A 25,322-nucleotide genomic window follows, 5' to 3' on the forward strand; every position below is an offset into this window, starting at 1 on the left:
AAAGCATGGGTTTTATCGACACGTGGGAGCTGAGAAGCCGCTTCGCCGTCGCTTTGTCCCAGATGTACGGCACGGAAGTCCCCGCCTATGACACCCTCGTCGAGGTTTCCACCGCGGTGAACGCGGACTTCGTCGCCGCCCACGGGGACACCGCCGAGCGTCTCGGTTCCATCGACCGGGTCACAGCCGAACGCCACGGGGCGATTCGGGTGGGCACGCCGGAGGAGTTGGCGCAGGCCGCGCGGGTGTTCGCCGCTTTCGGGATGGTCCCGGTTGGTTTCTACGATCTGCGGGAGGCTTCCAGTTCCTCGGTCCCCGTCGTGTCCACGGCGTTTCGGCCCATCGATCCCGAGGAGTTGGCCCGCAACCCCTTTCGGGTGTTTACGTCAATGCTTACTGTCGATGACCCTCGGTTCTTCACCGCAGAGCTTCAGCAGGAATTGCGGGAGTTCCTCGCTGCCCGGACCCTGTTCAGCGAGGAGCTCCTGGCCCTGGCCGACAAGGCCGCGGCGGAAGGCGGGCTGGAGGACACCGAAGCGGAGAAGCTCGTCGAGCTGGCCGCCGGGGCTTATGAGCTGTCCACCGATCCCGTCGACGAGGGCTGGTACCGCAAGCTGGAGAAGATCTCCGCAGTCGCCGCCGACATCGGGGGCATTAGCTCCACCCACATCAATCACCTCACCCCGCGCGTCCTCGACATCGATGATCTCTACCGACGCATGAGCGACATGGGCATCACGATGATCGATGAGGTCCAAGGCCCGCCAGCCTGGGAAGGCCCGGATGTCTTGCTCCGGCAGACCTCCTTCCGCGCCCTCGAAGAGCAACGCGTCTTCCGCTTCACCGATGGCACCGTCGGCGAAGGCTCCCTGCGCGTACGCTTCGGCGAGGTGGAGCAGCGCGGAATCGCGCTCACCCGCAAGGGCCGTGACCTCTACGATGCGATGCTGGCGGAGACTGATCGTCGACTCGCCGAAGCGGGGGAGGGCACCACGCGCGTGGACATCGCCGTCGAGGTGTGGCGGGAAAATCTGCCACGCACCGAGGAGGAGCTGCGCGCCCAAGGCCTGGCCTTTTTCACCTACGAGCTGGTTGGCGACCCCCAGCCCGCCGACAACCGCTCCCTCAATGAGCTTATCGACGCCCGCGTCGTCCGCGCCGTCCCCATCGTCTACGAGGATTTCCTCCCGCGTTCCGCGGCAGGAATCTTCCAGTCCAACCTCACCGACGCGGGCACGAGGGACAACGAACAGCAGGGCAGCGCTTACGGGCCGGAGAGCCTGTCGGAGATCATCGGCACCCGCATCGCGGACCCGTATGAGCTCTATGAGCAGCAACAAGAGCAATCACTGCGCGAGCTTCGCAACCACCTCGTCTAACCACCACACCTAGGAGAACACCATGACCACCTCTCAGCTGCACACCCTCGTCCTTTCCGCACTTAAGGCTTGTGGGGTCGAATCCCCCGAGGTAGCCACGGGGCTGCAGACCCGATCGCCGCTCACCGGCGAGAACCTCATCCAGGTAGAGGAGACCTCCATTGAGCAGGCGCGCGCGGCGATCGAGCGGGCTCAAGAGGCTTTCCTTATCTGGCGGGACGTGCCGGCGCCGGTCCGCGGTGGCGTGGTCAAGCGCTGGGGTGAACTGCTCACCGAGCACAAGCGCGACCTCGCCATCTTGGTCCAGGCAGAGGCCGGCAAGTCCCTGTCGGAGGCCGAGGGCGAAGTCCAAGAAATGATCGATATTTGCGACTTCGCCGTCGGGCAGTCCCGGATGCTCTATGGCAAGACCATGCCCTCTGAGCGGCCGGGTCACCGCCTCATGGAGACCTGGCACCCCATCGGCGTGGTCGGGATCATCTCCGCGTTTAACTTCCCCGTGGCCGTGTACTCGTGGAACACTGCGCTTGCCCTCGTGTGCGGCGATACCGTGGTGTGGAAGCCTTCCGAGCTCTGTGCCCTCAGCGCGATGGGCGCCCACCAACTACTTGCCCGGGCGGTGGCCGATACCGGGGCACCCGCGGACATCCACCAGCTCGTCGTCGCCGGGCGCGACGTCGGCAACGTACTGGTCGAGGACCCGCGAGTAGCCCTCGTCTCCGCGACCGGGTCCACGCGCATGGGCCGCGAGGTTGGGCCCCGCGTGGCCGAGCGCTTTGGCCGCTGCCTCCTCGAACTCGGCGGAAACAACGCCGCGATCGTCGCGCCCAGCGCCGACCTGGACCTGGCCCTGCGCGGCATCGTGTTCGCCGCGGCAGGCACGGCGGGGCAGCGATGCACCACCATGCGGCGGCTGTTCGTCCACGAATCGGTCGTCGAGGAGCTGATGCCCCGCATCGTCGACGCCTACCGCACCCTGACCATCGGCGATCCCCGCGATGAGTCCGTTCTCGTCGGTCCCCTGATCAACCGGGCCTCCTTTGAGGGCATGCAGGGGTCGATCGCGAAGGCAGTGGAGCAGGGCGGCGAGGTGCTCGTGGGTGGCCAGCGCGTTCTCGAGGATGACGCGCCCGAGGCCTTCTACGTCGAGCCGACCGTCATCCGGATGCCCGCCCAGACCGAGGTCGTCCGCGAGGAAACCTTCGCCCCGATCCTCTACGTGATGACGTACTCCGACCTCGACCAGGCCATCGAGCTCCACAACGCCGTCCCCCAGGGCTTGTCTTCGGCGATTTTCACCACCGACCAGGCGGAAGCGGAGGTGTTCATCTCCGCGTCGGGTTCGGACTGCGGTATCGCCAACGTCAACATCGGCACCTCGGGCGCAGAGATCGGCGGTGCCTTCGGCGGCGAGAAGGAAACCGGCGGCGGCCGCGAATCCGGCTCCGACTCCTGGAAGGCCTACATGCGCCGCGCCACCAACACCATCAACTACTCCGGAGAACTGCCGCTGGCCCAGGGAGTTAAATTCCTGTGACCGCAGATGTGTTCAGCCTCATGGACGAGTGGGGCCCTGAGAAGATCGTGGCGGTCAGTGACCCGAAGCTCGGGATGAAGGGCGTGCTGGTCATCGACAACACCGCCCGGGGTATGGGCAAGGGCGGGACCCGGATGCAACCCACCGTCTCGGTTCCGGAGGTTGCCCGCCTCGCCCGGGTGATGACGTGGAAGTGGGCCGCCGTCGACCTCTTCTACGGCGGTGCCAAGGCCGGAATCCAGGCTGATCCGAACTCGCCCCACAAGGAGGCCATCCTGCGATCCTTCGTGCGCCGCCTGCGCAACGAGGTCCCCGAGGAGTACGTATTCGGCCTGGACATGGGGCTAACGGAACGTGACGCCGCGATCATCAATGATGAGCTCGGTCGCGGCAGCGCGGTGGGCACGCCCTATGAACTCAACGGCGTACCCTACGACAAGCTGGGGGTTACCGGCTATGGCGTCGCCGAAGTCGTCGACGAGATAGCGGCCCTCCAGGGGCTGGCTGGGGCCCGGGTCGCGGTGCAGGGCTTCGGGGCCGTCGGCCATGCCGTGGCTGCCCGGTTGCACGACCTCGGCTACCCGGTAGTGGCGATCTCCACCGCCCGGGGCGCCGTGGCCGATGACAGCGGCCTCGACATCCCCGAGCTCCTCCGCCTGCGGGAAGAATTCGGCGACGACCTGGTCGAGCATTGCGATGGAACAAGGATCGATCCCGGTGCAGAGCTGCTGGCAGACGCGGAGATCGTCGTCCCGGCGGCACTACAAGACGTCATCGACGTGGACGTGGCCAGGAAGATGCGCGCCCAATTAATCGTCGAGGGTGCCAACTTGCCCACCAGCCCCGAGGCGCAGCGCTACCTCCACGACAAGGGTGTGACCGTGGTTCCCGATTTCATCGCCAACGCCGGGGGAGTGGTCAGCGCGGCCTTCGCCATGGAGCACCGCTTTTCCCCGTTCCGGCCGCCCACGGACCAGATCTTCACTATGGTGTCGGAGAAACTGCGCTCCAACGCGCACGACGTCCTGGCGGAAGCAAGCGAGTCGGGGGCCACCACCCACGAGGCTGCCCGCGCCCTAGCCCAGCGTCGGGTGCGGGCAGCGATGGAGCTGCGCGGCGGGTCCCTTATTCCACAATGATGCCCAGGTTGAGGCCGGCGATCTCGTAGCCACCCGGCCCGCCCGCCACCTGCCGGGCGAGGTCTTCCGCCACCACAGGAGTGAGCGGGATGATCCACCCCAGGTCCGGGTCGAAGGCGGGATTCAGTCGCCGGTCTTTCACCGGAACGAGGTTGACCACCACGTTCTCCCCGGTGAGGGCTGCCGGGCGGCGGGAGACGACGGCGTCGATAAGCAGGGCGGAAGCGGCCGACGCAATGGTGAGAACCACCATTGTTTCAGCGGTGTGCACCGAAATCCCCGGGACGGGGATTCGGTCGATGCCCGCGGGGACGTCGACAAGCGTGGACCGCCGAAACAGCGCCACGTTAATCCGCCACCATCGGATCCATCGTCAGCTCAGGGTGCTCCTTCTCCACGAAAGCGAGCTTCCACTTGTCGCCGAACAAGGCGATGAGCTCACCATCGGTGCGGGTGAAAATCTCCACCCCGCGCTGGCGACCCAGCTCCGCCGCCGAGGCCGCATCGGTGCGACGGGCGACGGTGTACGGGATCGGCTCGGCGAGCGTTTCCACGTTGTACTCATTTTCCATCCGCGCCTGCATGACCTCGAACTGCATGGGACCGACGGCCGCCATGACCGGGTTCGCGTCGCCGCGGGCATCGTTGCGCAGGATCTGCACCACGCCCTCGGAATCGAGCTGCTCCAACGCCTTGCGGAACTGCTTGTACTTGCCCAGCGACTTCGCCCGCAACGTCCGGAAATGCTCCGGAGCGAACTGCGGCATCGGCGGATACTGCACCTTCCGGCCAGCGAAAATAGTGTCGCCCGGGGCGAGCGAACCGGCGTTAACCAAACCAACAATGTCGCCCGGGAAGGCCGACTCGACCGTCTCACGAGTGCGGCCGAACACGGTCAGCGCATACTTCGTGGAGAAGCTGCGCCCCGACTGCGCGTGCGTGACCTGCATGCCACGGTCAAACTCACCGGAGACAATGCGCATGAAGGCGAGGGTATCGCGGTGGTTCTTATCCATGCCCGCCTGCACCTTAAACACCACACCGGAGAAGGGATCGTCGACCTTGCGCACCTCATCGATCGCGCTTGCCGACGCCGCCACCACCGCCGCGTCACCCGTCCGCTCCCGCGGAGCAGGCGCAATCGCGCACAAGGTATCCAGGATCTGGTGGACACCGAAATTGAGCATCGCGGAAGCAAAAATCAGGGGGGAGGTGATGCACTGCTCGAACAACTCCTGTTCATGCACCGCGCCATCGGCCGTGAGCAGCTCAGTCTCCTCGACCGCCGTCTCCCAGTACTCCTCTTCCTTATCCAGCGCCTCATCGGGGGAGTAGAGCTCCTCCGGGGCGATCGTCGAACCACCGGCAGTGCGGATGAAGTGGATGTACTGCTCCACCTCGCCCTCATCCCCCACGCGCGCCAGGCCCCGGAAATCACCCGCGATGCCGACGGGCCAAAACAGCGGCGTCGGCTGCAAACCGATCTCCTGAACGATCTCATCGACCAACTCCAGCGGCTCCCGCCCCGCCCGGTCCCACTTGTTAATCACCGTGACAATCGGCAACCCACGCGCCTTACACACCCGAAACAACTTGAGGGTCTGCGGCTCGAGACCCTTCGCGGCATCAATCAACATGACCGCCGCATCCACCGCCGTGAGCACCCGGTAGGTATCCTCCGAAAAATCCGCGTGACCAGGCGTATCCACCAGGTTGATCATGTACGGCTCGCCCACATGCCCCTCAGGCGCATACTCAAACTGCAGCGCCGACGACGCAATGGAAATGCCGCGATCCTTCTCCATCTCCATCCAGTCAGAGACAGTCGACTTGCGCCCGCCCTTGCCGTGGACAGCTCCGGCCTCATTAATAATGTGCGCGTGCAACGCCAACGCCTCCGTCAACGTCGACTTACCAGCGTCGGGGTGGGCAATGACGGCGAAGGTGCGGCGACGCGACGCCTCGGTAGTGGTGGTGCTCATGATTGAACAGCGTAGCCGGTGAACTCGGTACGATGAACTCCATGAAAATAGGCATTGTCATCGGGTCCATTCGCGAAGGCCGCTTCGGCGAATCCGTCGGCCACTGGGTCAAAGAGCTTTCCGACGCCCGCCCAGCCACCTACGAGCTCATCGATCTCAAGGCCTTCGGCGTCCCCCTCCTCACCTCCGCCACCGTCCCCGGCGCAGCGAACAAGCAGTACGACGACCCGGCCGTCACCGCCTGGTCCCAGGCCGTCGACGCTTGCGACGGCTTCGTCTTCATCACCCCGGAATACAACCATGGCGTCCCCGGCCCCATGAAAAACGCCTACGACAGCCTCGGAGCCGAATGGCGCGGCAAGCCCGTCGCCTTCGTCGCCTACGGAGCCGACGGAGGCGTCCGCGCCGTCGAACAATGGCGCCAAATCGTCGCCAACTTCCAGCAGTACGACGTCCGCAACCAGGTCTCCCTCTCCCTCTTCCACGATGCGGATGACAACGGCTTCGCACCCCAGGAACGCCGCGCCGAAGAAGTCGCCCGGGTGCTGGAAGACCTCGAAGGGTTGGTTGCGCAGCTGGCCAAGTAGGGCGGCGGGTGGTCGACCCAAAAGTGCGATTTGACTTCACTCATTAATCGAGTGGGCGGAAGAAGCTACTCGATTAATGAGGGTTCTCGAATTGCACTTTTCGTGCGCGGCTAGTCCTCGTCGTCCATGAGGCGAGCCATCCGAGCCGCCGGGATCACGCTGCCAGCCATGAAGATGAAGATGCCGAAGCCGCCGACCGCGAATGCAAGGCGATGACCGTCGCCGACGGTGAAGGCTGCTCCGAAGATTAAGACGAACGCCATGACGAGCAGTGCACCCGACACAAAGTTGAACGCCCGGGACCGTGCCTTGAGCAGTTCTTCGGCTTCGAATTCGTCGAGAAAACGGAGCGGGGCGGTGTCCTTGCAGTCGATAACCGTGCGCAGCATGGTCCACAGCACCATCCCCATCAGGCCCAGGGGGACCCAAGCGAGGGCGATGGGAAACCAGAAGTAGCTGATGAGGGACGTGATGGCCATGGCGATAATCGTCGCCCAGAGGCCTCGGACGAGGAGTTGACGGCGTTGGGGAGTCCGCCACGCGGGCAGCGAGTGAGAGAGCTGATCGACGCGCCGTTGGAATTTCTCTTCGGTCGAGGTGAGGTGGGTTGTCGTGGTCATGGCGTTCTCCTTAGCTGTGCGAACTGCGGTAGATCTCAGCGGACATGGGCGTGAACGGAGTGCGGGAGAAGACGGCTTCCACCGGGACGCCGAACTCTTCGCAGATGCGGAACGCGAGGTCGAGGCTGGGGTAGTGGTCTCCTCGTTCAAGGGCTCCGATCGTCTGTCGGTTGACGTCGATGCGCTCGGCTAGTTCTGCGCGACTGAGGCCATGTTCGGCTCTTAGGACTCCGATCCGGTTGTGGATCGGTAGTTTTTCACCTCTTCGGATTGGGCTCATGCCACCAAGTGTTGTAAAAACCCAACAGAATGTCAAGCAGCCCGACACCCATTAGCGCGAGTGAATCACATTCTGCGCCTTCGGCATTCCCTCGGAAATGATCAATCGGACCGCGTCTGCAGCGGTGGCGATCGAGGAGTCGAGTTCGGGGCCGCTGTCGACGGTGCCGAGCACGTAGTCGGGGACGGGCATGCCGGCGGGCGGGCGGGAGATGCCGATGCGGATGCGCAGGTAGTCGCGGGTTCCTAGGTGCTCGGTGGTGGATTTCAGGCCGTTGTGGCCGTTTTCGTTGCCGCCGAGTTTGAGGCGGACTTTCCCTGCGGGGAGGTCGAGTTCGTCGTGGATGACGATGATGTGGTCGGCCGCGATGCCGAGGCGTTCGGCGAGGGGGGCGATGGCTTCGCCGGAGAGGTTCATGTAAGTCGTTGGGCGGACGGCGAGGACGGAGTGGCCGTCGATGTTCAGGGGAGCGACCTCGGCGGGGGTTCCGGGTAGTGGTGAGAGGAGATCGCCGCCGGGGGCGAGGAGGTCGTCGAGCGCCATGTAGCCGACGTTGTGCCGGGTCGCGGCATAGCGGGCGCCCGGATTTCCTAAGCCCACGACGATCCAATCGGCGGTGAGATCAACTGGGGGAGTGGCGGCGGGGCGGCGGAGGCGGCGAAAGAGGTTGAACACGGAAGCTAGTGTCTCACATAGCCTGTAGCCATGAAGATCCCCACAGTTCTCGTTGCACCCATGGCTGGCGGCCCGTCGAGCCCGGAGTTGGTCAGCGCCGCCGCGCGCGCTGGGTCGCTGGGTTTTCTCGCTCCCGGCGGCGGACCTGCCAGCACTCTTGTTGGGTGGATGTCGCAGGTGGAGGGGGATTATGGGGTGAACTTGTTCGCTAAGCAGAAGCCCTTCGATTCGCTTATCGACGTCCGCCGGGTCGCCGCCGAGCTCGCCCCAGGCGAGCCCCTCCCGGAGGTGGATTACTCCAATGAGTGGGACGCCAAGTTCGCCGCGATTCTCGCAGCGGAGCATCCGCCGGTGGTGGTGTCGTCGACGTTTGGGCCGTTCGCTCCCGAGGAGATCGACGCGCTGCACGAGAGGGACATCGCAGCGTGGATCACGGTCACCACTCCCGAGGATGCGGTCACGGCAGCTGAGGTGGGGGCCGATGCGCTCGTCGTGCAGGGGCCGGATGCTGGCGGGCACCGTTCGACCTGGACCGTCGAGGAAGAACCAGACAGTAGGCCCCTCGAAGAACTCATCCGCGCGGTAGCTGAGCGCACGCACCTGCCGATCGTGGCGGCGGGCGGAGTGCGGGGGAAGGGGGACGTCGATAAGCTTGTGCAGCTGCCGCACGTTGTTGCGGTCTCGTGCGGCTCGGCGTTCTTGCTTGCCGACGAAGCCGGTACCTCACCCGCGAACCGGGAACTGCTCGCCGCGGGCGGGCAGTCCGTGGCCAGCCGGGCGTTCTCGGGCCGAGTGGCGCGCGGATTGGCCACCGACTTCTCCCGCACGCACGAGGATATGCCGGCGATCTACCCCTATCTTTCACCCCTGGTTTCGGGGCTGCGGAAGGCGGATCCGGTGGGAAATGCCTACTGCCTGGTGGGAACGGACGTCGCAAAGCTCAGTGGGGGTTCTGTGGCCGAGATTTTGCGCCGATTGGGCCCCCACCAGGGGGTAGTTTACTAAGGTTGGACGGGCACACCCGCCCCATCTTGGAAGGATCGCAGTGACCGCGAACGCGCACGCTGAGCAAAACAACTGGAACGAGAAGATCGCCCTGGCCCAGGAGATGCTGCCGCTCATCGGCCAGCTTCACCGCAACCATGACGTCGTCGTTTCCATTTTCGGACGTCTGCTCGTCGGGGCCACCGACATCGACATCATCAAGGCACACCGCTACGCCCGCCGCGTCGCCGACAATGAGATGCCGCTGTCCCAGACGATCCCGGTTCTGCGCGAGCTCGCCGACATGGATCTGGGCACCGCCTCCATCGACATCGGGCGCCTGGCCACCGGTTTCGCCAAGTCCGGCGGCGCCGACCTGCGCGCCTACCTCGACGAGGAACTCGCAGAGATCGTGGGCACCCGCTCCAGCAACGAATCGACCGACGTCGTCCTCTACGGCTTCGGCCGCATCGGTCGCCTGCTGGCCCGCATCCTCATTTCCCGCGAAGCCACCTACGGCGGCTGCCGCCTCCGCGCCATCGTCGTGCGCAAAAACAGCGATGACGACCTGGTTAAACGTGCCTCCCTCCTGCGCCGCGACTCGGTCCACGGCGCCTTCGACGGCACCATCACCATCGACGAAGACAACGACGTGATCTGGGCCAACGGCACCAAGATCCAGGTCATCTACTCCAACTCGCCGGCTGAGGTGGACTACACGGCCTACGGCATCGACAACGCGATCGTCGTCGACAACACCGGGCGCTGGCGCGATCGGGAGGGGCTGTCCCAGCACCTCGAATCGAAGGGCGTGGGCCGCGTCGTGCTCACCGCGCCGGGCAAGGGCGACCTGCTCAACGTGGTCTACGGCATTAACCACGACAAGATCACCGACGAAGACAAGATCATCACGGCTGCCTCCTGCACCACCAACGGCATCACGCCGGTGCTCAAGGTGCTCAATGATCGCTACGGGGTGGAGCACGGGCACGTCGAGACGGTGCACTCGTTCACCAACGACCAAAACCTCATCGACAACTTCCACAAGGGCACCCGTCGCGGCCGCGCCGCCACCCTCAACATGGTCATCACCGAGACCGGGGCCGCGAAGGCCGTGTCCAAGGCGCTGCCCGAATTCGAAGGCAAGCTCACCGGCAACGCCATCCGCGTCCCCACCCCGGACGTCTCCATGGCCGTGCTCAACCTCACGCTGGAAAAGGAAGTGGACCGCGACGAAGTAAACAACTTCCTGCGCAAGGTCTCCCTGCACTCCGACCTGCGCCAGCAGATCAGCTACATCCACTCCCCGGAGGTCGTCTCCACCGACTTCGTGGGCACCACCTATGCCGGCATTGTTGACGGCCTGGCCACCATCGCCTCCGGCAAGCACCTCGTGGTCTACGTCTGGTACGACAACGAGTTCGGTTACTCCAACCAGGTCGTGCGCATCGTCGAAGAGGTCGCCGGGGCCCGCCCGGAGATCTACCCCCGCCGCATCGAAGCGGCTGAGCTGAGCTAGAGGAGATGAACGCTATGCCTGATCCAGACACCATCGTCACCCTGCGGGACATGTTTGACACCTACTTCGGTACGTCCGACCGAGCATCCTCGACGATGACGTGGCTCCCAGACCTGGCGCGCTACCTCTGGGACGACACCGTGGAGCTTTACCGCTGGTGGCTGTTTACCCCACTGGATCGCTGACGCTACTCAAACACGGTGGTGTTGGCGATCCGGCCTAGCCTGTCGATCGCGATGGTGACCACATCGCCGTCGCTGATATAGCGCTTCGGGTCCCGGGCGTGGCCGACGCCACCCGGGGTGCCGGTGACGATGACGTCGCCGGGATCGAGCGGGTAGATGTGTGAGATGTGCTCGATGAGCGTGGCTGGCTGGAACACGAGGTCATCGATCCGGGCGTCCTGCATCAGCTCGTCGTTGAGGTGAGTGGTGAGCCGGTTGTCCCCGAAGTCGAAGTCGTCGGCCGTGGTCATCCACGGGCCGAACCCGGCTGAGCCCTCGAGGGACTTGCCCTGGTGCCACTGCAAGGTCTGGTACTGGTAATCGCGCATGGTGTAGTCATTCATCACTGCGTATCCGGCGATGTAGTCGGAAGCGTCGGCTGCCGCCACTCGGCGGGCGCGCCGGCCGATGATGACCGCCAGCTCACCTTCCCAATCCAGGGCGTTCCTGGCGTAGTCGGGGACGAGGACATCATCGAACGGCCCGGTGAGGGCGTCGGCGAACTTGATGAACAGGGTGGGCACCCGCGGTGTCTCCCGGCCCATCTCCTTGATGTGATCGGCGTAGTTGACCCCGACGCAGATGATCTTGCGGGGATGGGGGATGACAGGGGCCAGGTCACGCTCGGCGAAGGCGATCGGTTCAGCCTCCCGCGAGGCGATCTCCCGCCACTCGGCCTCCTGGAGGAGCGAGCCCACATCGGCATAGCCGTCCAGGGGGATGGCCGTGCCCGGAGATTCAATCCGGGCGGCGAAAGTACCTTGGTCTGAGCGAAGAGTGGCGAGGCGCATGTTCCCTTTCTACAAGCTTCTCTCCAATTCGTCCGCAGCATCACCAAGCACGAAGGGAAGCTCGGCCGCTTCCTTGCTGGTGAAGGGCTTGAGAACGAAGCTCGCGGGATCCATCCGGCCCGGCGGGCGACCGATGCCAATAGCCAGCCGCTGGTACTCCTTGGTGCCCAAGGACTTCGACACCGACTTCAATCCGTTGTGGCCGTGATCGCCGCCGCCGAGCTTGAGGCGCACCTGACCGAAATCCATCTCCAACTCATCGTGCACCACGACGAGGTTCTCAGGCTCCACCTTGAAAAAATTCGCCAGGGCTTTCACCGGCCCGCCGGAAACGTTCATGAACGACCGCATCCGGGCGAGGATCACCCGACGCCCACCCAACCGCGTCTCGGCGATCTCCGTGTTAGTGCGCTTGTGCACCGCCAACGTGGCGGGCATGGGGGAGGTGCGGGAGGTGAGTTCGTCGATAAGCATGACACCGACATTGTGGCGAGTGGGGGCGTACTGCGCGCCCGGGTTGCCCAGGCCGACGATGAGGAGGGGGGAATCAGTCACGCCCTACAGCAAACCACAACCCGGCCCTAGAATCGGGAAAACCCCCGCCTGAGCGGGGGTAATCACGCTGAAACTAGTTGTCGTTCTCGGAGCCCTCTTCGGTGCCCTCGTCCTTGCCGGCATCGCCGACAGCGTCCTCGGTGCCCTCTTCGCCCTCTTCGGGAACTTCAGCAACCTCTTCGAAGGTGATGTTGAAGACGAGCAGCTCGGGATCGTTGGCCAGGGTAACACCCTCCGGCAGAGCAATGTCGCCAGCGGCGATGACGTTGCCAGCCTCGATGCCCTCGACGGACACGACGAGCTCTTCCGGAATGGACAGCACGTCGGCCTCGACGAGGAGGGTGTCGGCTTCCTGGATGAGCATGGCACCGGCGAAGACCTCGCCCTCGGCGACGATCGGGACCTCAACCTCAACGCGCTCGTCGCGGTTGATGGCCAGCATGTCGACGTGGTCGATGTCGAAGGTCAGCACGTTCTGATCGATGTGCTTGACCATGGTGAGGTGCTTCTCGCCATCGATGTCGAACTCGACGATGGCGTTGGAGCCGTGGTTACGGACGACGGCGGTGAACTCCAGGCGGTCCACAGCGAAGTGAACGTTCTCGGTGTGGCCGGAGTAGATGACGCCGGGGATCTTGCCTGCGCGGCGGAGACGACGGGCGAAGCCCTTGCCGAACTCTTCGCGGGTGGCAGCGGTCAACGTGGGGTACTGAGCCATGAGGCTTCCAGCTCCTTCAAAGGTATTTTACGGCCGACCGCAGCCCGAGGGCCCGCGACCGACTCTGGTCTGAGGTACTTGTCCTCGTCGAGTCATCGCAGGCCTAGAAAAGACCTCATGATCGCGTCGATAACGGCCCTCCAAGGGGCCCTCGCCGAGACGCGACCACCCTATCACGGTTGCGTCGGCGGCTCCAAAACTGGCGGCTCAAAGATGGAGGTCAGGCAGCTATTGATGCCGTCGACGCGGGTCTCAAACAGCTCAATCGTCATCGAACGCGAATTGTCCCAGTAGAAGCGGTCTTCCTCCGACAGGGTGATGGTCAGCAACAGCCCGCGGGTCTCCCATTGCACGTTCTTCGCCCGGAATCCGTGCTCTTCGTCATCGGGCTGGATCCACACCTCGCCGGGCGGATCGGAAGGGCCGCGGCTGAGCAGCAACGACCGCGGTGGCGTGTTCCCGGAGAAACTGAAGGTAAACACCATGGTGAACACGTCTTGCCGGTCGGCTTCCGTGTCGAGGTAGATGTCCAGCGGGGAGTAGATGTGGGTCATACCTACTAAAGATACTTCGACGCTTCCCGCCGCGTGAGCGCCGAAACTTCGTGCCTGGCCAGGAAGCCGCGAACCCAGTCGGGGTTGGTTTTTGAGTAGTCGCGCAGGGCCCAACCGAGGGATTTGTTGATGAAGAATTCCCGCGAGCCCAGGTTTGCGGTGAGGATCTCGTCTAACAAAGCGGTGTCGGTGGCCTCGCGCCGGCCCAGTTGGTGTTGGATGGCTACGCGCCGGACCCAGAAGTCCTCGTCGCGGGCCCATTCCAGCATGTGGTCCGCAGTCGCCGCCCGCCCGACTGTGGTGGCGAGGGCGTCGACGGTGTCCCACCACGATTTCGTCGTGACCAAGCCCTTGAGGCGCCCGACGTCATCTGGACCGAGGGGGACCACCTTGAGGTGGTCGCACGCCACGTACTGAAACTCGCGCTCGGGCCGGGCCCAGCAATCATCGACGAGGTCCCAGTCAACTGCTTGTCGACGCCCCCGTAGCACCTCCTTGACCGCCGCCCGCCGGGCGGGCGCGGGCACACCGAGGAACGCGAAGCGTTCCCGCATGTAGGCCGACATGGCGGCCGCGCGGACGGGGTCGGCGAGGGGACGCAGCGCGGCGTTGATAAGCGAAATGACTAGGCTTCGCCCTCGAAGAGGGTGGTTACGGAGCCGTTTTCGAAGATCTCATGGATCGTCTTGGCCAGCAGCGGGGCGATGGACAACACGGTGAGGTTCTTCCAGCCTTCGGTGGACTGCGGGAGGGTGTCGGTGGTGATGACTTCCTCCGCGCCGCACTCGGAGAGGCGCTCGCGGGCCGGGTCGGAGAACACGCCGTGCGTACAGGCGATGACGACCGACTTCGCGCCGGCTTCCTTGAGCACGCGGACGGCGCCGGCGATGGTGCCACCGGTATCAATCATGTCATCGAGGAGGATGCAGTCCTTGCCCTCCACGTCACCGACGACGCGGTTGGACACGACCTCGTTGGCCACGTCGACGCTGCGGGTCTTGTGGACGAACGCCAGCGGGGCGGCCCCTAAGGTGTTGGCCCACTTCTCGGCGACCTTGACGCGGCCGGCATCGGGGGAGACGACGCACAGGTTGTCCAAGGGGTACTTGCTGCTGATGTAATCCGTGAGGATCGGCATCGCGTGCATGTGATCGACGGGGCCGTCAAAGAAACCCTGAATCTGATCGGTGTGCAGGTCAACGGAGACGATGCGATCCGCACCGGCGGTGGCCAGCAAGTCAGCGACGAGGCGGGCCGAGATCGGCTCGCGTCCGCGATGCTTTTTGTCCTGGCGGGCGTAAGGGTAGAACGGCAGGATCGCGGTGATGCGCTTGGCGGAGCCGCGCTTCAAGGCGTCGATCATGATGAGTTGTTCCATCAGCCACTTGTTCAACGGCTGGGTGTGGGACTGGATGACGAAGCAGTCTGCGCCTCGTACCGATTCCTCGAAGCGGATGAAGATTTCACCGTTGGCGAAGTCGCGGGCGGTGGTGGGGGTGAGCTCGTAGTTGAGTTCACGAGCCACAGCTTCGCCGAGCTCCGGGTGCGCACGCCCGGAGAACAGCATCATATTCTTGTGGCTCTCAGTCCAGTGGGCAGTCATGGTTGCCGCTTAACCTTCCTGGTTGGTTGCGTCAGTGGTCGCGTCTTGAGCACGCGCGTGAGCAGCCGCCTCGGCGGCCGGAGTGCCTGGCCGCTTCTTCTCGACCCAGCCTTCAATGTTGCGCTGCGGCCCGCCCGAAACGGCGAGAGCTCCCGGGGGAACGTCCTCCCGGATTACTGTACCTGCCCCCGAATACGCGCCATCACCCACGGTCACCGGAGCAATAAACATCGTGTCCGATCCGGTTCGCACATGCGAACCGATGGTGGTGTGATGCTTATTGACACCGTCGTAGTTAACGAACACCGACGACGCCCCAATGTTCGACTCGTCCCCGACGGTGGCATCACCGATGTAGGACAGATGCGGGACCTTGGAGTTCCGCCCGATCTGGGCATTCTTCGCCTCGACGAAGCCGCCGAGCTTGCCGCCTTCACCGAGGACAGTCTTCGGGCGGATGTAGGTGAACGGCCCGACGGTGGCGTTGGCGCCGATGGTGGAATCACTGCCGTGGGTGCGGATGACGGAGGCGCCCTCGCCGATGACCATGTTGCTAAGCGTGGTGTCGGGGCCGATGACGGCATTATCGCCGATCGTCGTCGTGCCCCACAGCTGGGTGCCGGGGTGGATGACCACATCTTGGCCGATCTGTACCTCAACGCCGATGAAGGTGCTGGCCGGATCGATGACCGTGGCGCCGCCACGCATGGCCGCCTCGACGGTGCGGCGGTTGAGTTCCCGTCCGGCGTCGGCGAGCTGGACCCGATCGTTGACGCCAGCCAGCTCGCGGGGGTCCCGGGCGATGTGCGCGCGGACCGGGTGCCCGAGGCTCCGGGCGATACCGAGCACGTCGGTGAGGTACAGCTCGCCCTGGGCGTTATTGGAATCCAGCTTGGTCAAAGCATCCCGCAGGATGGCCCCGTCGAAGGCGAAGACGCCGGAGTTGACCTCGTCGATCTCCAGCTCCGCGTCGGTGGCATCCTTCTGCTCGACGATGGCGGTGACCTCACCGTCATCATTGCGGACGATGCGGCCGTAGCCGGTGGGATCTGCCAACCGCATGGTGAGAACGGTGACAGCGGAGGCTGCGGACGAGTGAGCATCAATGAGCGATTGAATCGTCTCCGACGTCAACAGCGGAACATCCCCATTGGTGACGATGACCGTGCCAGCAAAACCCGGGATCGGCTCGAGCCCGCACTGGACAGCGTGACCCGTTCCATTCTGCTCAGCCTGAACGGCCTGCAGAATGTCGCGGCCCAGCACCTCGGCGACGGTGCTCACCGCCGGGGCAACCTGCTCCCGCTGATGGCCGACCACCGCGACGATGTGCTGCGGGTTCACCCCCGCGGCGGCATGGAGCGCATGGGAGAGCAGCGACCTCCCCCCGATCTCGTGCAGAGTCTTCTGTTTCGTGGACTTCATGCGGGTGCCAGCGCCGGCCGCCAAGACGACGACGGCGCAGTCGGTGAAGGTAGTCACGTGGGGGAGTCTCCTCTAAATAAATGGGCGCTCGTTCGCAACCAGCATATAACCGCACCCAGACATTAAGCGGAGACTTCCCTCAGTCGGAGGGACGCAACCACCCCTATCAGGCCAATGACAGCGAGGAAGATGAGTGCCGCCGAGGACCCCGCCAGTGCCACGATTCCCGACAATGCGCCTACGACCAGGAGGATCACGCCCATGAGTGTGTTGGCCGCCCCCACGTAGCGAGTCCGCTGATCACCCTCTGCCATATCCACGATGTACGTCTTCCGCGCCACCCTAATTGCCGTGTGGGTGAGGTTGACCAGGAAGAACCCCACCGGGAAGACCCACGCGTTGACGCCATGGGGCAGCCACTGCGCCGAGGCCACTAGGCCCAGGACCAGTAGCGAGCCGATGAGTGCCCCATAGGCCATGACATTGCGGGAGGAGGCATCCGACCAGATGCCTGAGATCCGGCCGCCGATCACCGACGCCAACCCCGAGGCGATGAGGAAAGCGCCCAGGCCGGTGAGGCCATGCCCAATTTCCTGGCTCAACGTGACAATAAACGCCGTCGACAAGGCCGTCACCAGCAACAACGAGCGGGCGATGACGAAGCGGCGGAAATCGCGATCCTGGGTAAAAAGCAGCCAGGTGTCGGCCCACCACGACGTGGCCAGGCTCTCCGGCTCCGCGGTGTCCTCCGGCTCCTTGATGGTCTGGAAGACCAACCCCGCCACCACCCACGCCCCCGCAGAAGCAAAGATGAGCGCCGCCAGGATCCACGTCGGAATATCAGAGCCCAGATATTCCAGGAACAGGCCGACGGCCAGAGCCACCGCCCCGCCCACGGCCGTCGCCCGACCCGTGATGAGCCCGCGCCGCCCCTTCGAGATCGTCCGCCCCTGGACATCCTTCGAAGCGATGGAACACATGGCGCGAAACACCGCGAGGATGGCGAGGAGCACCGTAACCGCCACACCCAGGGCCGTGCCCGAAAGAGTCAGCGCTGCGACGCCGATGCCTGCCGCCGCTCCCGCCTGACCCAACGAACCCGCCACCCAGATCCCTTTGCGCGAACGCTGCGTGAGCACCCACGGGGTGAAGGCCGCCTGGGGGAGCATGGAACCCGATTCGCGGATGGGCACGAGCAGGGCAATGAAGAACCCCGGCGTGCCGGCTGCCTGCAGGAGCCACGGCAGGACCGTCTTCGCCGCGACGATCTGATCGCCCACGTTTTGCAGGCCATTCGACCAGATAAATCGGCGGGCATTGTGTTCTTCGAGGTTGTCCACGGTGCTGGCTCGTCCCTTGTGGTGGTGAATAAAAAAGTCTCAGAAATGGACCGCTTAGTCTAGCCTGTGTTCCCACGGACCCTTTTCGCCTCTACCTAGGAAAACACAGCCCATGACGCAACCGAAATCCTCCCTGCCCGTTATCTCGCTGTCGACTCTTCTCGGTGACTCTGGAGCTGCTAGTCGGGACCGGGAAATCGCCCGGCTACGCGAGGTCACCCACGAGATTGGCTTTTTCTACCTCGCCGACCACGGGGTGCCGCCGGAGTTGCAAGACGAGCTGTTCCAGGTAGCCAAGGAGTTCTTCGCCCTCCCCTTGGCGGCGAAGGAGGAGATCGCCTTTACGGACAATCCCCACTACCGCGGTTATTCCCGGCTAGGGGAGGAACTCACCCAGGGTAAGACCGATTGGCGTGAGCAGATCGACTACGGGGCCGACCGTCCGGCACTGGTGGACGGGGTGGAGGAGAACCCATGGCGCATCCTCGAGGGGCCTAACCCGTGGCCGAGTGCGGTGCCGCGCATGGAGCCGCTGATCAATGAGTGGCAGGACCTATTGTCGGAGGTCGGGCTGGAGCTGCTGCGGGCGTGGGCTGAGTCGCTGGGCCAGGAGCCCACCTATTTTGATGAGATTTTCCACCATCCTCACCCCATGATGAAGCTCGCCCACTACCCGGCTCCCTCGGATGGGGAGGCGGCCCAGGGGGTCGGCGCCCACCACGATGCCGGGGTGCTCACCTTGCTGCTGCCGGAGCCCGGATCGGGTGGGCTGCAGGTGCTCAAGGACGGATCGTGGATTGACGTGGAGGCGATCCCCAATCACTTCGTGGTCAACATCGGCGAGCTCCTCGAGGCCGCCACCGACGGCTACCTCGTTGCCACCCCGCACCGCGTTGTTCCCTCCGCGCCGGGCACCTCCCGCTATTCCATTCCTTTCTTCCTTACCCCCAACCTGGATGCCCGTTTTCCCCGCGTGGACCTTCCTGCCGAGTTCGCCGCAGCGGCCAGGGGGTTAGGCAAGGACATGAATGACCAAGAGATTTTCGATATCTCCGGCCTCAACACCCTCAAGTCCCGCCTGCGCGCCCACCCGGAAACCACCGCAAAATATCACGCTGAGATCGCTCGAGTCTGGGGTTAGGCTGGTCGTTATGACCCCGAGCCTGCGCATGTCCCGTCGAGTCTTCTTCCGTGGAACGGCGGTGCTGCTGGGAATGGCGGCGCTGGCGGCCTGCTCGGGGCCGACCCAGCCCACGCCCCGCGGCTACGACAGCGCCCCTCGGCCCCTGCCGATCCCGCCTATCGACGAAGGCAGTGTCGACGGTCGCCTGCGAACCTTCACCCTGTCCACGCAGGCCGGCGAATCCGCCATCCTCCCCGACGGCCCCGCCACCCCCACCTGGGGTTTCAACGGGCCGCACCTCGGCCCCACCCTCCGCGCCCGCCGGGGTGACGATATCCGCGTCGACATCACCAACGACCTCGACGAGATGACCACCATCCACTGGCACGGCATGAAACTCCCCGCCGCCTCCGACGGTGGCCCCCACTCGCCGATCGAACCGGGGGACACTTGGTCACCGGAGTGGACGGTCAACCAACCGGCCGCGACTTTGTGGTACCACCCGCACCCCCACGAACGCACCGCCCTGCACTGCTACCGCGGGCTCGCCGCGATGTTCATCCTCGACGATGAGGTGAGCGACTCCCTCGACCTGCCGCGCACCTATGGAGTAGACGACATTCCCGTCGTCATCACCGACGCCAAGTTCCACGACGACGGCCGCCTCGACGAAACCATCGACCCCACCTTGGGCCTCACCGGCGACACTCCGCTGGTCAACGGCATCACCAACGCCGCCTTCGCGGCTACCACCCGCCGCGTCCGCCTGCGCATCATCAACGGTGCCAGCATGCGCTTCTATCACCTACAGCTTTCCGACGCCCGCCCCTTCCACGTCATCTCCTCCGATTCCGGTCTCCTCCCCGCCCCGGAAGAAGTCGAATCCGTGCTGCTCAGCCCCGCCGAACGCATCGACATCCTCGTCGACCTCTCCCCAGGTGAGGAGCTCGACCTCGAATCCATTCCCCTCGACGGCAACTTCGGCATCCCCGAGGGCGACAACTACACCAACTTCGGCTTCCAAGACGGCTTCACCCTCCTCCGCCTCACCGGCCCCGCTGAGGACGCCCCGCCCGTCGGCGCCCTGCCCACCACTCTCGACCCCGCCGCCGCCGACACCCCCAACACCGCCGGCTCGAAGCGCCGCGACTTCCTCCTCAACACCTTCACCATCAACGACCAGCTCATGGACATGAACCGCGTCGACCTCACCATCGACCACCTCGGCCCCGAGGTCTGGTCTGTCACCAACGGCAACTCCGACTGGCCTCACAACTTCCACATCCACAACGCCCGGTTCAAGGTCGTGTCCATCGACGGCGCCGACACCGACGCCGTCATGACCAGCGGGTGGAAAGACACCGTCGCCATTCCCCCGGGAGCCACCGCCGAACTCGCCGTCGAATTCGGCTGGTACCCCGACCCGACGATGCCGTACATGTATCACTGCCACATGCTCCTCCACGAGGACCAGGGCATGATGGGCCAGTTCGTCATCGTCGAACCCGGTGGGGAAGCGAATATCCAGGCGATGGAGGGCCACGCCCACTAGGTGATCGCGACCTCCTCCTCCCGACATTTAGCCACATCGGCGAGAAGCGACCTGGGCTTTCAGTCCGACTGAGGCCCCGGAAAGCGTTCCGGTCGCGATCAGCCGGTCGCGAGGACGCCACGACAATCCCACGACAATCCCACGACAAGCGTGACCATAAGTGGCCTTAACTGACCGCAAGCAACAGTGACGAAAAAACTAACACCCCTGGCAGCGGCGCTAAACCGCTGCTCAGGGGTGTGACGAAAAGCTTCCCCACAAGGACTCGAACCTTGAATGCTGGTACCAAAAACCAGAGTGTTGCCAATTACACCATGGGGAATTGCGATTGTTTCGCAGGACTAGGATACCTGACACCGTTCTGTGAACCGAAACGCCCGGCAGGATAGGGTGTTAGCTATGGTTCGACAGCGTATGACCGGCAAGGAACGCCGAGAGCAATTGATTTCCATCGGCCGTTCTGTTTTCGCGGAGCGTGGGTTCGAGGGCACGAGCGTGGAGGAGATTGCGCAGCGTGCGGGGGTGTCGAAGCCGGTTGTCTATGAGCACTTTGGGGGCAAGGAGGGGCTGTATGCGGTCGTGGTCGATCGGGAGATGCTCAGCCTGGAGCGGTTGATTATGCAGGCGTTGTCGCAGGGGCGTTCGCGGCATCGGATTGAGCAGGCGGTGATTGCGTTGCTTACTTATGTCGAGGAGGAGACGGATGGTTTCCGGATCTTGGTTCGTGATTCGGTGCCGGGCCAGGATAAGTCTTATTCGACTCTGTTGAATACGGCGGTGGGGCAGGTGTCGCATATTTTGGGTAATTCTTTTGAGCGTCAGGGTCTTGATCCGGATGCGGCGATTTTGTATGGGCAGGCATTGGTCGGGATGGTGTCGATGACTGCGCAGTGGTGGTTGGATGAGCGGGAGCCGGCGAAGGAGGTGGTGGCGGCGCACATCGTCAATTTGAGTTGGAATGGTTTGGCGGGAATGGAGCCGCATCCCGTACTCTCCGAGGCGGTTATGCAGGAACTTTCAGGGGAGAAGTAGTGACGGCAATGTTGGCGGGGCTGCTCAAGGTGGCGGCGACCGATCCGAAGCTTAAGGGCATGCTCGCTCATCGTGGTGAGCCGCAGTTGCATCTGCAGGGTATTGATCAGGCGCGGCCGTGGGCGGTGGGGGCGTTGGCGCAGCAGTCGCCGGTCCTCGTTGTCACGGCGACGGGCCGGGAGGCGGAGGATCTCACGGCGGAGTTGCGGGCGCTGCTCGGTGACAAGGTGGCGTGGTTCCCGTCGTGGGAGACGCTCCCGCATGAGCGGCTCAGCCCGGGCGCCGACACGATCGGCCGTCGTGCGCAGGTCTTAGACCAGCTTATCGACGCCCGTGTGTCCGTCGTCGTCACCGCCGCCCGCGGGTTCTGCCAACCCCTCCTGGAGTCGGCGGAGGGCCGCGAGCCTATTCGGCTCGTCCAGGGCCAGGAGTACGATTTTTCCGCCCTCACCGAGGAGTTGGTGTTCCGCGCCTACCACCACGTGGACATGGTGGCTCGGCGTGGTGAGTTCGCCACCCGTGGTGGCATTCTAGATATTTTTCCCACGACCGCCGATCACCCGGTCCGCGTCGAGTTCTGGGGCGACGAGGTCAGCGACATCCGTCTGTTTGCCGTCGCCGATCAGCGCACCATCCCCGATGCCGAGGTCTCCCAGGTGGAGATCTATCCGGCCCGGGAGCTGCCCATCACCGAGGCCATCGCCAAGCGTGCCGGGGAGCTCGCCCTCGAGCATCCCGGCAACGCCACCTTGGTGGAGTTGTTGACAAAGCTCTCCGACCGCATACCTGCGGATGGGATGGAGGCGTTGATCCCCGCGCTCGTCGATAAGCAGATGCGGACCTTGCCGGAGCTCATGCCCGCGGGGACGCACGTGGTGCTTGTGGCGCCGGAGAAGATCCGGCGGCGCATCGCCGACCTGGAAGCCACCGACGCCGAGTTCCTCGCCGCGGGCTGGGAGGCTGCCGCAATGGGCGCAACCGGCCCGATCGCCGCCGAGGGCCTCGATTTGTCGGCCTCCTCCTACCGCTCCTTCGAATCGCTCGAGGTCAGCGTCCGCCAGGCGGGCCTGAGCTGGTGGACCTTCTCCCCGCCCGGCATGTTCGAAGGCGCGGAGGGGGACACCCTGCCACTCGACTTCGAGCCTGGCCCCACCCCGCGTGGCGATGCCGACGGGATCGCCGCCATGATGTCCCTCCTGCTCGCCCACACCTCCTCCGGGGGACGGGCGGCCTTCATCGCCCCCGCCCAGGGCGCGATCAAACGCATGGTGGATCGCTTCGCCGAGCAGGGCATCCCCGCCCGCGTGGCCACACCCGGGTGGGAACCGTCCCCCGGCGAAGTCACCCTCTACCAGGCGTTCAGCCACGCCGGAGTCGTATTCCCCAAGGTGCGCAAACACCGCGACGCCGAAGCCCTCCCGTTAGTTGTCATCACCGAAACCGACCTCACCGGCAACCGCGTCGGCGACATCGCCGGGGCTAAGCGACGGCCCGCCAGGCGACGCCACCGCGTCGACCCCCTCGCCCTGAAGACCGGCGATTTCGTCGTGCATGAAACCCACGGCATCGGCCGCTTCCTCAAGATGGCCGAACGCAGCATCAACGCCGGCGATGAAAAGAGCCGCCGCGAATACATCGTCCTCGAATACGCCCCCGCCAAGCGCGGCCAGCCCGCCGACCAGCTGTGGGTCCCCATGGATTCCCTCGACCTACTGTCGAAGTACTCCGGCGGCGAATCCCCGACCCTGTCCAAGATGGGCGGCTCCGATTGGAAGAACACCAAAAAGAAGGCCCGCGCCGCCGTCCGCGAAATCGCCGGTGAACTCGTCGAGCTCTACGCCAAGCGCCAAGCCGCCCCCGGCCACCCCTTCGCCCCCGATTCTCCCTGGCAGAAGGAGATGGAAGACAACTTCCCCTTCGTCGAGACCGAAGACCAGATGCTCGCCATCGACGCCGTGAAGACCGACATGGAGGCGACCGTCCCCATGGACCGCGTCATCGTCGGCGATGTCGGCTACGGCAAGACCGAAGTCGCCGTCCGCGCTGCGTTCAAGGCCGTCCAGGACGGCAAACAGGTCGCCGTCCTCGTGCCCACGACCCTGCTCGCCCAGCAGCACTTGGCCACCTTCGAGGAGCGGATGCAAGGCTTTCCGATCACCATCCGCGGGCTTTCCCGCTTCACCTCCCGGCAGGAATCGAAGGAGATCCTCGCTGGCCTGGGCGACGGGTCCGTCGACATCGTCATTGGCACCCACCGCCTCCTGCAGACGGGCGTGCACTGGAAGAACCTCGGCCTCATCGTCGTTGATGAGGAGCAGCGCTTCGGCGTCGAACACAAAGAACACATCAAGGCGCTGCGCACCAACGTCGATGTCCTTACCATGTCCGCGACCCCCATCCCGCGCACCCTGGAAATGTCGATGGCCGGCATCCGCGAAATGACCACCATCCTCACACCCCCCGAGGACCGCCACCCCGTCCTCACCTACGTCGGCGCCCAAGAAGAAAAACAGATCGCCGCCTCCATCCGCCGCGAACTGCTCCGCGACGGCCAAGTCTTCTTCATCCACAACAAAGTCGCCGACATCGAGAAGAAGGCCCGCGAACTCCGCGACCTCGTCCCCGAAGCCCGCATCGTCGTCGCCCACGGCCAGATGGGGGAGGAGCAACTCGAATCCACCGTCCAGGGATTCTGGGACCGCGAATACGACGTCCTCGTCTGCACCACCATCGTCGAAACCGGCCTCGACATCGCGAACGCCAACACCCTCATCGTGGAAAACGCCCATCACATGGGCCTGTCCCAGCTCCACCAGCTGCGCGGCCGCGTCGGCCGATCCCGCGAACGCGGCTACGCCTACTTCCTCTACCCCAAGGGCGCCTCACTCACCGAAACCTCCTACGACCGGCTGGCCACCATCGCCCAAAACAACGACCTCGGGGCCGGCATGGCCGTCGCCATGAAAGACCTTGAGATGCGCGGCGCCGGCAACGTTCTCGGCGCCCAACAATCCGGCCACATCGCCGGCGTCGGCTTCGACCTCTACGTCCGCCTCGTTGGCGAGGCCGTCGAGGTCTACAAAGCCCTCGCCCGCGGCGAGATGCCCGACGCCACCGACCAAGGCCCCAAAGAAATCCGCATCGACCTCCCCGTCGACGCCCACATCCCCGAGTCCTACATCAACTCCGAACGCCTCCGTCTCGAGGTTTACCGCAAACTCGCCTCCTCCACCGGCGACACCGACCTCCAACTCGTCGTCGAAGAAATGGAAGACCGCTACGGGCCCATCCCCGAACCCGTCTCCCGCCTCCTCGCCGTCGCCCGCCTGCGCCACCAAGCCCGCCGCGCCGGAGTCGGCGACATCATCGTCCAAGGCACCCGCATCAAGATCCACCCCGTTGACCTGCCCGACTCCAAACAAGTCCGCCTCAAACGCCTCTTCCCCGGCTCCACCTACCGAGCCGCCGCCAAAGCCATCCAAGTGTCCTTCCCCAAAACCCGCAGCGGCGCCGGCCAACCCAACCTCCGCGACGTCGACCTCCTCCAATGGGTCGCCGACTTCCTCTCCAAGATGTTCGACCTGCCGGACGTCTCCGTCAGCGGCAAGCCCGTGGAGTCCACGGTGATGAGCTTCCACTAGGTGACAATATTCATACTGTTCGTCGACGGCCTTAGGTGGGGAGTAAAACGAAGGTATAGCTA

The 25,322-nt window shown here is 64.5% G+C and carries 24 protein-coding genes; 11 read left to right on the top strand and 13 right to left on the bottom strand.

The genetic code is table 11. From position 1 onward, the window contains the following. The first annotated feature begins 5 nt into the window (after positions 1–5). The 3 genes from hglS to CTEST_RS04040 are packed head-to-tail and all read left to right on the top strand — an operon-like array spanning position 6 to position 4,055. Positions 6–1,379 carry a 2-oxoadipate dioxygenase/decarboxylase gene (hglS, locus tag CTEST_RS04030; RefSeq protein WP_083985416.1) on the top strand — a complete coding sequence of 458 codons (1,374 nt, stop codon included), beginning with the start codon at positions 6–8 and terminating at the stop codon, positions 1,377–1,379. 22 nt (positions 1,380–1,401) lie between these two features. Beyond that, entirely contained in the window at positions 1,402–2,916 is a 1,515-nt protein-coding gene (gene amaB, locus CTEST_RS04035; RefSeq protein WP_047252653.1) for an L-piperidine-6-carboxylate dehydrogenase, read from the top strand. Positions 2,917–2,924: 8 nt separating this feature from the next. Then, positions 2,925–4,055, top strand: coding sequence for a Glu/Leu/Phe/Val family dehydrogenase (locus tag CTEST_RS04040; RefSeq protein WP_047254204.1), 1,131 nt, complete (start codon positions 2,925–2,927; stop codon positions 4,053–4,055). Here CTEST_RS04040 and CTEST_RS04045 read toward each other — a convergent pair. Then, the gene (locus CTEST_RS04045; protein ID WP_052844292.1) at positions 4,042–4,401 is read right to left on the bottom strand and encodes a hypothetical protein; all 360 of its coding nucleotides are present in this window, start codon (positions 4,399–4,401) and stop codon (positions 4,042–4,044) included. The two genes, CTEST_RS04040 and CTEST_RS04045, sit on opposite strands and share 14 nt — an antisense overlap. Position 4,402: 1 nt before the next feature. Then, on the bottom strand, positions 4,403–6,037 hold the full coding sequence (locus CTEST_RS04050; protein WP_047252654.1) for a peptide chain release factor 3: 1,635 nt from the start codon (positions 6,035–6,037) through the stop codon (positions 4,403–4,405). A gap of 41 nt (positions 6,038–6,078) precedes the next feature. On the opposite strand from CTEST_RS04050, the gene CTEST_RS04055 reads away from it, so the two are divergent. After that, complete coding sequence (locus tag CTEST_RS04055; protein ID WP_047254206.1) at positions 6,079–6,624, top strand: NADPH-dependent FMN reductase; 546 nt, start codon at positions 6,079–6,081, stop codon at positions 6,622–6,624. 110 nt (positions 6,625–6,734) lie between these two features. Here the strand turns inward: CTEST_RS04055 and CTEST_RS04060 are convergent, their stop codons facing one another. Genes CTEST_RS04060 through pth (CTEST_RS13525) form a run of 3 tightly spaced genes read right to left on the bottom strand, consistent with a single transcriptional unit; the run spans position 6,735 to position 8,130 of the window. Further along, a complete protein-coding gene (locus CTEST_RS04060) occupies positions 6,735–7,244 on the bottom strand; it encodes a hypothetical protein (RefSeq protein WP_047252655.1) in 510 nt (169 codons plus the stop codon). A gap of 10 nt (positions 7,245–7,254) precedes the next feature. Further along, entirely contained in the window at positions 7,255–7,524 is a 270-nt protein-coding gene (locus CTEST_RS13260; protein ID WP_083985417.1) for a helix-turn-helix transcriptional regulator, read from the bottom strand. Positions 7,525–7,575: 51 nt separating this feature from the next. Further along, a complete protein-coding gene (gene pth, locus CTEST_RS13525; RefSeq protein ID WP_236686161.1) occupies positions 7,576–8,130 on the bottom strand; it encodes an aminoacyl-tRNA hydrolase in 555 nt (184 codons plus the stop codon). Positions 8,131–8,229: 99 nt separating this feature from the next. Here pth (CTEST_RS13525) and CTEST_RS04075 point away from each other — a divergent pair, with 99 nt between their 5' ends. Genes CTEST_RS04075 through CTEST_RS13655 form a run of 3 tightly spaced genes read left to right on the top strand, consistent with a single transcriptional unit; the run spans position 8,230 to position 10,887 of the window. Continuing rightward, entirely contained in the window at positions 8,230–9,204 is a 975-nt protein-coding gene (locus CTEST_RS04075) for a nitronate monooxygenase (protein WP_047252658.1), read from the top strand. 40 nt (positions 9,205–9,244) lie between these two features. After that, the gene (locus CTEST_RS04080; RefSeq protein WP_047252659.1) at positions 9,245–10,702 is read left to right on the top strand and encodes a glyceraldehyde-3-phosphate dehydrogenase; all 1,458 of its coding nucleotides are present in this window, start codon (positions 9,245–9,247) and stop codon (positions 10,700–10,702) included. A gap of 14 nt (positions 10,703–10,716) precedes the next feature. Then, positions 10,717–10,887 (top strand): hypothetical protein, encoded by a 171-nt coding sequence (locus CTEST_RS13655; RefSeq protein ID WP_158408146.1) that lies wholly within the window; start codon positions 10,717–10,719, stop codon positions 10,885–10,887. Between the two features lie 2 nt (positions 10,888–10,889). Here CTEST_RS13655 and CTEST_RS04085 read toward each other — a convergent pair whose 3' ends face one another. The 8 genes from CTEST_RS04085 to CTEST_RS04120 form a co-directional block, all read right to left on the bottom strand. After that, complete coding sequence (locus tag CTEST_RS04085; RefSeq protein WP_047252660.1) at positions 10,890–11,717, bottom strand: fumarylacetoacetate hydrolase family protein; 828 nt, start codon at positions 11,715–11,717, stop codon at positions 10,890–10,892. Positions 11,718–11,726: 9 nt separating this feature from the next. Further along, the gene (gene pth, locus CTEST_RS04090; RefSeq protein ID WP_047252661.1) at positions 11,727–12,272 is read right to left on the bottom strand and encodes an aminoacyl-tRNA hydrolase; all 546 of its coding nucleotides are present in this window, start codon (positions 12,270–12,272) and stop codon (positions 11,727–11,729) included. 73 nt (positions 12,273–12,345) lie between these two features. Then, positions 12,346–12,990 carry a 50S ribosomal protein L25/general stress protein Ctc gene (locus CTEST_RS04095; RefSeq protein WP_047252662.1) on the bottom strand — a complete coding sequence of 215 codons (645 nt, stop codon included), beginning with the start codon at positions 12,988–12,990 and terminating at the stop codon, positions 12,346–12,348. A 173-nt stretch (positions 12,991–13,163) separates the two neighbouring features. After that, on the bottom strand, positions 13,164–13,544 hold the full coding sequence (locus tag CTEST_RS04100) for a hypothetical protein (RefSeq protein WP_047252663.1): 381 nt from the start codon (positions 13,542–13,544) through the stop codon (positions 13,164–13,166). Between the two features lie 5 nt (positions 13,545–13,549). Next, positions 13,550–14,167 (bottom strand): DNA alkylation repair protein, encoded by a 618-nt coding sequence (locus CTEST_RS04105; protein WP_047252664.1) that lies wholly within the window; start codon positions 14,165–14,167, stop codon positions 13,550–13,552. Between the two features lie 2 nt (positions 14,168–14,169). Further along, positions 14,170–15,147 (bottom strand): ribose-phosphate diphosphokinase, encoded by a 978-nt coding sequence (locus tag CTEST_RS04110; RefSeq protein ID WP_047252665.1) that lies wholly within the window; start codon positions 15,145–15,147, stop codon positions 14,170–14,172. Positions 15,148–15,156: 9 nt separating this feature from the next. Next, entirely contained in the window at positions 15,157–16,629 is a 1,473-nt protein-coding gene (gene glmU, locus CTEST_RS04115; protein WP_083985420.1) for a bifunctional UDP-N-acetylglucosamine diphosphorylase/glucosamine-1-phosphate N-acetyltransferase GlmU, read from the bottom strand. Between the two features lie 65 nt (positions 16,630–16,694). Further along, the gene (locus CTEST_RS04120; protein ID WP_047252666.1) at positions 16,695–17,912 is read right to left on the bottom strand and encodes an MFS transporter; all 1,218 of its coding nucleotides are present in this window, start codon (positions 17,910–17,912) and stop codon (positions 16,695–16,697) included. 112 nt (positions 17,913–18,024) lie between these two features. On the opposite strand from CTEST_RS04120, the gene CTEST_RS04125 reads away from it, so the two are divergent. From CTEST_RS04125 to mfd, 4 genes are all read left to right on the top strand, one after another. Then, positions 18,025–19,053 carry an isopenicillin N synthase family dioxygenase gene (locus CTEST_RS04125; protein ID WP_047252667.1) on the top strand — a complete coding sequence of 343 codons (1,029 nt, stop codon included), beginning with the start codon at positions 18,025–18,027 and terminating at the stop codon, positions 19,051–19,053. Positions 19,054–19,063: 10 nt separating this feature from the next. Further along, positions 19,064–20,587 (top strand): multicopper oxidase family protein, encoded by a 1,524-nt coding sequence (locus CTEST_RS04130; RefSeq protein ID WP_047252668.1) that lies wholly within the window; start codon positions 19,064–19,066, stop codon positions 20,585–20,587. 399 nt (positions 20,588–20,986) lie between these two features. After that, the gene (locus CTEST_RS04140; RefSeq protein WP_047252669.1) at positions 20,987–21,619 is read left to right on the top strand and encodes a TetR/AcrR family transcriptional regulator; all 633 of its coding nucleotides are present in this window, start codon (positions 20,987–20,989) and stop codon (positions 21,617–21,619) included. Between the two features lie 8 nt (positions 21,620–21,627). Beyond that, positions 21,628–25,260 carry a transcription-repair coupling factor gene (mfd, locus tag CTEST_RS04145; protein ID WP_047252670.1) on the top strand — a complete coding sequence of 1,211 codons (3,633 nt, stop codon included), beginning with the start codon at positions 21,628–21,630 and terminating at the stop codon, positions 25,258–25,260. The last annotated feature ends 62 nt before the right edge of the window (positions 25,261–25,322 follow it).

This window comes from Corynebacterium testudinoris, assembly GCF_001021045.1.
Classification (GTDB): Bacteria; Actinomycetota; Actinomycetes; order Mycobacteriales; family Mycobacteriaceae; genus Corynebacterium; species Corynebacterium testudinoris.

Coding starts and splice junctions, on each gene's coding strand:
- CTEST_RS04100 (WP_047252663.1), bottom strand. CDS start 13,544: ATGACCCACATCTACTCCCCGCTGGACATCTACCTCGACACGGAAGCC.
- CTEST_RS13260 (WP_083985417.1), bottom strand. CDS start 7,524: ATGAGCCCAATCCGAAGAGGTGAAAAACTACCGATCCACAACCGGATC.
- amaB (WP_047252653.1), top strand. CDS start 1,402: ATGACCACCTCTCAGCTGCACACCCTCGTCCTTTCCGCACTTAAGGCT.
- hglS (WP_083985416.1), top strand. CDS start 6: ATGGGTTTTATCGACACGTGGGAGCTGAGAAGCCGCTTCGCCGTCGCT.
- CTEST_RS04125 (WP_047252667.1), top strand. CDS start 18,025: ATGACGCAACCGAAATCCTCCCTGCCCGTTATCTCGCTGTCGACTCTT.
- CTEST_RS04130 (WP_047252668.1), top strand. CDS start 19,064: ATGACCCCGAGCCTGCGCATGTCCCGTCGAGTCTTCTTCCGTGGAACG.
- CTEST_RS04095 (WP_047252662.1), bottom strand. CDS start 12,990: ATGGCTCAGTACCCCACGTTGACCGCTGCCACCCGCGAAGAGTTCGGC.
- CTEST_RS04055 (WP_047254206.1), top strand. CDS start 6,079: ATGAAAATAGGCATTGTCATCGGGTCCATTCGCGAAGGCCGCTTCGGC.
- CTEST_RS04110 (WP_047252665.1), bottom strand. CDS start 15,147: ATGACTGCCCACTGGACTGAGAGCCACAAGAATATGATGCTGTTCTCC.
- mfd (WP_047252670.1), top strand. CDS start 21,628: ATGTTGGCGGGGCTGCTCAAGGTGGCGGCGACCGATCCGAAGCTTAAG.
- CTEST_RS04060 (WP_047252655.1), bottom strand. CDS start 7,244: ATGACCACGACAACCCACCTCACCTCGACCGAAGAGAAATTCCAACGG.
- CTEST_RS04075 (WP_047252658.1), top strand. CDS start 8,230: ATGAAGATCCCCACAGTTCTCGTTGCACCCATGGCTGGCGGCCCGTCG.
- CTEST_RS04140 (WP_047252669.1), top strand. CDS start 20,987: ATGGTTCGACAGCGTATGACCGGCAAGGAACGCCGAGAGCAATTGATT.
- CTEST_RS04085 (WP_047252660.1), bottom strand. CDS start 11,717: ATGCGCCTCGCCACTCTTCGCTCAGACCAAGGTACTTTCGCCGCCCGG.
- CTEST_RS13655 (WP_158408146.1), top strand. CDS start 10,717: ATGCCTGATCCAGACACCATCGTCACCCTGCGGGACATGTTTGACACC.
- CTEST_RS04050 (WP_047252654.1), bottom strand. CDS start 6,037: ATGAGCACCACCACTACCGAGGCGTCGCGTCGCCGCACCTTCGCCGTC.